The 4,688-nt window shown below is 60.7% G+C and carries 6 protein-coding genes; 2 read left to right on the top strand and 4 right to left on the bottom strand.

What is annotated here, in order from left to right:
- Window positions 1–25 precede the first annotated feature (25 nt).
- The 3 genes from OC610_RS21440 to OC610_RS21430 are packed head-to-tail and all read right to left on the bottom strand — an operon-like array spanning window position 26 to window position 2,166.
- The gene (locus OC610_RS21440; RefSeq protein ID WP_030137912.1) at window positions 26–616 is read right to left on the bottom strand and encodes a YggT family protein; all 591 of its coding nucleotides are present in this window, start codon (window positions 614–616) and stop codon (window positions 26–28) included.
- 10 nt (window positions 617–626) lie between these two features.
- Window positions 627–1,445 carry a pyrroline-5-carboxylate reductase gene (gene proC / locus OC610_RS21435; RefSeq protein ID WP_264430592.1) on the bottom strand — a complete coding sequence of 273 codons (819 nt, stop codon included), beginning with the start codon at window positions 1,443–1,445 and terminating at the stop codon, window positions 627–629.
- Window positions 1,446–1,473: 28 nt separating this feature from the next.
- Window positions 1,474–2,166 (bottom strand): YggS family pyridoxal phosphate-dependent enzyme, encoded by a 693-nt coding sequence (locus OC610_RS21430; protein WP_264430590.1) that lies wholly within the window; start codon window positions 2,164–2,166, stop codon window positions 1,474–1,476.
- Between the two features lie 56 nt (window positions 2,167–2,222).
- On the opposite strand from OC610_RS21430, the gene OC610_RS21425 reads away from it, so the two are divergent.
- Window positions 2,223–3,257, top strand: coding sequence for a type IV pilus twitching motility protein PilT (locus tag OC610_RS21425; RefSeq protein WP_264430588.1), 1,035 nt, complete (start codon window positions 2,223–2,225; stop codon window positions 3,255–3,257).
- Window positions 3,258–3,384: 127 nt separating this feature from the next.
- Here the strand turns inward: OC610_RS21425 and OC610_RS21420 are convergent, their stop codons facing one another.
- Window positions 3,385–3,996 (bottom strand): C40 family peptidase, encoded by a 612-nt coding sequence (locus OC610_RS21420; protein WP_264430586.1) that lies wholly within the window; start codon window positions 3,994–3,996, stop codon window positions 3,385–3,387.
- A 248-nt stretch (window positions 3,997–4,244) separates the two neighbouring features.
- On the opposite strand from OC610_RS21420, the gene OC610_RS21415 reads away from it, so the two are divergent.
- Complete coding sequence (locus tag OC610_RS21415) at window positions 4,245–4,673, top strand: NINE protein (protein ID WP_264430584.1); 429 nt, start codon at window positions 4,245–4,247, stop codon at window positions 4,671–4,673.
- Window positions 4,674–4,688 lie beyond the last annotated feature (15 nt).

Here is a 4,688-nt window from a genome sequence, read left to right as displayed (position 1 = left end):
GCCACAGGAAAAGTTGCAGCGTGCTTTAGATCAACACCCGCAAAATCTCCGGCATCATGGTCATCGCCGCCAAATTGTTGATCACCAGCATGTCGAGCAGCTTGAGCACCATGAACGCCAGGATCGGCGAGATATCCAGGCCGCCGAGGTTCGGCACGATGCGACGGAACGGCGCCAGGGCCGGCTCGCAGATCTGGTTCACCAGTTCGGCCCCCGGGTTGTGGCTGCCTGGTGCGACCCAGGACAGGATCACGCTGATGATCAGGGCGAAGAAGAATATCTTCAGGAATAGCGCGGTGACGCCGATGATCGACCAGATCAGCAGTTGCAGCGGGTTGCCGGTGGTGCCGTAGGTCAGCAGCAGGGTCAGGGCCATCAGCGCCAGTTGCACCAGGATCGCCAACACCAGCGAGGACATGTCCAGGCCGAACAGGCTCGGGATGATCCGGCGCAGCGGCTTGAGCAGCGGCTGGGTAGCCTTGACCACGAACTGGCACAGCGGGTTGTAGAAGTTGGCGCGCACCAGTTGCAAGACGAAGCGCATCAGCACGATCAGCAGGTACAGGCTGCCGAGGGTTTGCAGGACGTAGACCGCTGCAGTGTTCAATCCAATCATGAATGGCTCCTTATTGGCCCAATTGTTCGGCCATCTCGGCCGAGCGGTGCGCGGCGGCGCCGAGTGCTTTTTCCACCAGGGCTTCGAAGCCGCCGGCCTGGAACGATTTGATGGCCGCTTCGGTGGTGCCGGCCGGAGACGTCACACGGCGGCGCAGCTCGGCCGCATCGACGTCGCTGGACACTGCCATGTGGGCGGCGCCGAGGGCGGTTTGCAACGTCAGCTGGGCGGCGGTCTCGCGGGGCAGGCCGAGTTTCTCGCCCGCGGCGGTCATGGCTTCGATCAGCAGGAAGAAGTACGCCGGGCCCGAGCCGGAGACGGCGGTGACGGCATCCAGTTGCTGCTCGGTTTCCAGCCACAGCGCCAAGCCGACGGCCGACAGCAGCTCTTCGGCCTGCTGGCGTTGCGCGGCGCTCACTTGGCCGGTTGCGTACAGGCCGCTGACACCCTGGCGCAACAGGGCCGGGGTGTTGGGCATGCAGCGCACGATCGGCTGGGCACCGAGCCAGTTGTTCATGCTCGCGCAGGTAATGCCCGCAGCGATCGACACCACCAGTTGATGAGGCTGGAGATTCGGGCGAAGGGCTTCGCAGACGGTCTTCATCGCTTGCGGCTTGACCGCCAGCACAATGACGTCCACGCCGTCGATGGCCTGGGCGTTGTCGGCGAAGGTTTCGATGCCGTGCTCGGCGCTGACCCGCTTGCGAGTCTCTTCACCCGGATCGCTGGCGCGAATCATGGATGCGTCCAGGCCCTTGGCCCGCAGGCCGCCGATCAGGCTGGCGGCCATGTTGCCGGCGCCGATAAAGGCAATACGCGTGTTGCTCATGACAGGTCCTTATAAAGAGATGAATGGGTCAGTTGGGTGTTTGACCGTAGTCGCGGGCGCCAAACAATGCAGTACCGATGCGAACCCAGGTGGCGCCTTGGGTGATGGCGGATTCGAGGTCATGGCTCATGCCCATGGACAACGTATCCAGGGGCAGGTCCAGGCTGGCTTGCAGGCGCTGGACGGCCGCAAACGCCGCGTCCTGCTCGGCGCGATCGTCGGTCGGTTCGGGAATGGCCATCAACCCGCGCAGCTTGAGGCACGGCAATGCGGCGATGGCCTTGGCGAGGGCTGGCAGGTCCGTTGGTGTGCAACCGGATTTACTGGCTTCGCCGCTGACGTTGACCTGGATGCAGATGTTCAACGGCGGCAGCTCGGCCGGGCGCTGCTCGGACAGGCGTTGGGCAATTTTCAGGCGATCCACGGAGTGCACCCAGTCGAAATGTTCGGCAATAGCGCGCGTCTTGTTCGATTGAATGGGGCCGATGAAGTGCCAGATCAAGGGCAGGTCGGTCAGTTCCGCCTGCTTGCCGAGCGCTTCTTGCAGGTAGTTCTCGCCGAAGTCCCTGAGGCCGGCGGCATAGGCTTCGCGCAGGGCCTGGGCGGGCTTGGTCTTGCTCACGGCCAACAGCTGGACGCTGCCTGCGGCACGCTGGGCGGCTTGCTCCGCCGCATGGATGCGCGATCTAACCTGAGCAATGTTGTCTGCTATCGTGGTCATAAAGAAAGGCCAGCGGGTCTGAGGTTCGCGGCATTCTACTGGAATTGAGGAGCGCTATGGATATCACTGAACTGTTGGCCTTCAGCGCCAAACAGGGGGCGTCGGACCTGCACCTGTCCGCCGGGCTGCCGCCGATGATCCGTGTCGACGGCGATGTGCGACGGATAAACCTGCCGGCACTGGACCATAAACAGGTTCATGAGCTGATCTACGACATCATGAACGACCGGCAACGCGTTGATTACGAGAAATTTCTGGAAACGGATTTCTCCTTCGACGTGCCAGGTGTGGCACGGTTTCGGGTCAACGCCTTCAATCAGAACCGCGGCGCCGGGGCGGTGTTCCGGACTATCCCTTCGAAAGTCCTGACCATGGAAGACCTGGGCATGGGCGACGTGTTTCGCAAGATCACCGAGGCCCCACGCGGGCTCGTACTGGTGACCGGGCCTACTGGTTCAGGCAAGTCCACGACCCTGGCGGCGATGATCGATTACCTGAATAGCCACAAGCACCATCACATCCTTACCATCGAGGACCCGATCGAGTTCGTCCATGAACCGCGCAAATGCCTGATCAACCAGCGCGAGGTGCACCGCGACACCCAAGGTTTTTCCACGGCTCTGCGCTCGGCCCTGCGGGAAGACCCGGACGTGATCCTGGTGGGGGAAATGCGTGACCTGGAAACCATTCGCCTGGCGCTGACCGCTGCGGAAACCGGACATCTGGTATTCGGCACGCTGCACACGACCTCGGCAGCGAAGACCATTGACCGGGTGGTGGACGTGTTCCCCGGCGACGAGAAGTCCATGGTTCGTTCGATGCTGTCGGAGTCATTGCAGGCGGTGATCTCCCAGACATTGGTCAAGAAGATCGGCGGCGGGCGGGTCGCAGCGCACGAAATCATGCTGGGCACCTCGGCGATCCGCAATCTCATCCGGGAAGACAAGATCGCGCAGATGTATTCGTCGATCCAGACCGGCGGCTCGCTGGGGATGCAGACGCTGGACATGTGCCTGAAAGAGTTGGTGAACAAGGGGCTGATCAGCCGCGAACATGCGCGGGAGCGGGCGCGTACGCCGGATAACTTTTAGAGATGTGGTGCTTTTGCAGGCCCCATCGCGAGCAAGCTCGCTCCCACACTAGATTTCCATTCGCTGAAAGTCCTGTGGGAGCGAGCTTGCTCGCGATGGGGTCATCAGCTACAGCAAAAATGCTGGCTCAGCGCTGAACCACCCGCATCGCACCCGGCTCTTTCGGCAGCACGCGCTTGGCGACGACGTAGTGGGTGTCCCAGTACGGCTTGTTCAGCGTGTCGATGGTCACCGACTTGCCCCGCCGTGGGGCGTGGATGAAGCGGTCGTTGCCCAGGTAGATCGCCACGTGGTTGACCCGGCGGCTCTTGAGCTTGAAAAAAATCAGGTCGCCAGGCTTCAAGTCCTTGCGCTCGACTTTCTCGCCATGACCGGCAGCCATCGCATTGGAAGTGCGTGGCAGGTCGAACGTGGCGTCGTTGAAGGCGTACTTCACCAAACCGCTGCAATCGAAACCTTTACTTGGGCTGCTGCCGCCCCAGCGGTAAGGTGTGCCCAGTACATTCACGGCGCGGCTCAACACGTTGCTGCTCGCCTTGGTCGCCATAGGCGGCACCAGCTTGCTGTTGGCTGTGTTCAGGCGCTGTGTGCCCGGGTTGTTTTTGCTCCCTGGAGCAGAAACATGGGATTTCGGGGTGTAACCGTTGACGTTGGGAAGACGTTGCTCACGATTGGTGGCGTGGGCGGCCAGTGGCAATAATAGGCAGATGGTCAGCCATGTCTTGAAAAATGGACGCATTAGGCAAGGCTCATAAAGGTTAGCGCGCAACTTTATAACAGCTTTTTTTGCCGTTTCGAGGCCGTTTGTCGATCCGAAACCCAGCCTGAACCCCGCACAATCGCGACAATTGACCCGATTGTCCGACAGGACCCCCGTAACACGGGCGTTTCACAGGTCCGAGTCGTTCAGGACCGCCTGTCGGCGAGACACGAGAAAGTCACAAAAAGTCCGAACAAATTTTTCTATCGAGGCAAAAGAGGCCATTCATGAACAGCTATCAGCAGGACGCAACCCGTGACACCCATAGCAAAGTGATTGGCTATCTGCTCTGGATTTTCGGCTTCACCGGTGCGCACCGTTTCTATTACGGCAAGCCGGTGACTGGCACGATCTGGTTCTTCACTTTCGGCCTGCTGGGCATCGGTTGGCTGATCGACCTGTTCCTGATCCCGGCGATGGATCGCGAAGCGGATCTGCGTTTCACCCCCGGGCCTATCGAATACACCGTGGCGTGGATATTGCTGACCTTCCTCGGCGTCTTCGGCGTTCATCGCATGTATCAGGGAAAGTGGCTCAGCGGGATTATCTATCTGCTGACCGGCGGGGTGTTTTTCCTGGGTGTGCTGTATGACTTCTGGACGCTGAACGATCAGGTGTCGATTCGTAATGCGCAGAAGCGTGGGGCTTTTCAGTAAGACCGAGTCGCCTGC

It is taken from the genome of Pseudomonas agronomica (assembly GCF_025917275.1).
Taxonomy (GTDB): domain Bacteria; phylum Pseudomonadota; class Gammaproteobacteria; order Pseudomonadales; family Pseudomonadaceae; genus Aquipseudomonas; species Aquipseudomonas agronomica.
The sequence above is the reverse complement of the archived record's forward strand: the minus strand, read 5'-3'. Positions and strand labels throughout refer to the sequence as shown.